The sequence below is a fragment of the Melaminivora alkalimesophila genome (genome assembly GCF_000282995.1).
In the GTDB taxonomy this organism is placed as follows: Bacteria; Pseudomonadota; Gammaproteobacteria; order Burkholderiales; family Burkholderiaceae_C; genus Melaminivora; species Melaminivora alkalimesophila.
This window is the reverse complement of record NZ_ALEE01000738.1, coordinates 1-896: the sequence shown is the minus strand read 5'-3', so window position 1 is coordinate 896 and position 896 is coordinate 1. Positions and strand designations below refer to the sequence as shown.

Here is an 896-nt window from a genome sequence, read left to right as displayed (position 1 = left end):
CGGGCGTGGGGCAGGCCGCTGCCGACGCCTATCGCACGCTGCGACAGGCGCAGCACCGCGCGCGCCTGGACGAGGAGCCGACCCGCGTTCCGCAGGATCGGCTGGCGCCCGAGCGCGCCGCCGTGCAGGCTCTCTGGCAGGCCGTCTTCGGCTGAAGCCACGCGGCCCCGGCCCCTCGACTCCCCGCGCTTGTCCTACAGGCGCCGGGCCGGCAGATGTCCAGAATCGCCCGGCCGCCACCCTGACCCTGCTGCCGCGCCTTTCACTGGATTCAAACAAACGTTTGATTTCATGCTGTAATGCGCAGCCATCCATGTCCGCTCGCACTGTTCTCCATCGATCCTGCCTCGTCCGCCCCGACGCGGGGAGCGAACCCTTGCCCGCGAGGATGCGGCTGCTGCTGGCTGCGCTGCGGCTGTTCTCCGAGCAGGGCTACGACCGCACCACCATCCGCGCCATCGCTGCGGAGGCACAGGCAAACGTGGCGGCCGTACACTATTACTTCGGCGACAAGGCGGCGCTGTACGCGGCGCTGTTTTCCGAACCGGCCTTCAGTTCCATGGCTTCGCTGGTGCCCGATTTCACCCGGCCCGGCCTCAGCCTGCGTGCCGCCCTGCAGCGTTTCTTCCAGGGGGCGCTCGCACCGCTGCACCATGGCGAGCTGGCGCGCCAGATGGCGCACCTGTACATGCGCGAGATGCTGGAGCCCGCAGACCAGCGCCAGCCGGCGCTCGAGCGCGACATCGACCTGTCCAGCCGCGCATTGACCGAGTTGCTGCAGCGCCACCTGGGGCTGGCGACGCCGGACGACGAGTTGCTGAGGCTCGCCTACACCATCGTGGGCCTGGCGCTGCAGCTGTGGTGCCAGCAGGAAGCGCTGCTCGTGCAGCAGCCGC

General features: G+C 69.6%; 1 protein-coding gene. It reads left to right on the top strand.

Annotated elements, in window-relative coordinates; all coding sequences use genetic code 11:
• Positions 1-376: 376 nt before the first annotated feature.
• Positions 377-896 (top strand): TetR/AcrR family transcriptional regulator (locus A612_RS14370; RefSeq protein WP_241209563.1); only part of this gene is annotated, 520 nt, incomplete at its 3' end.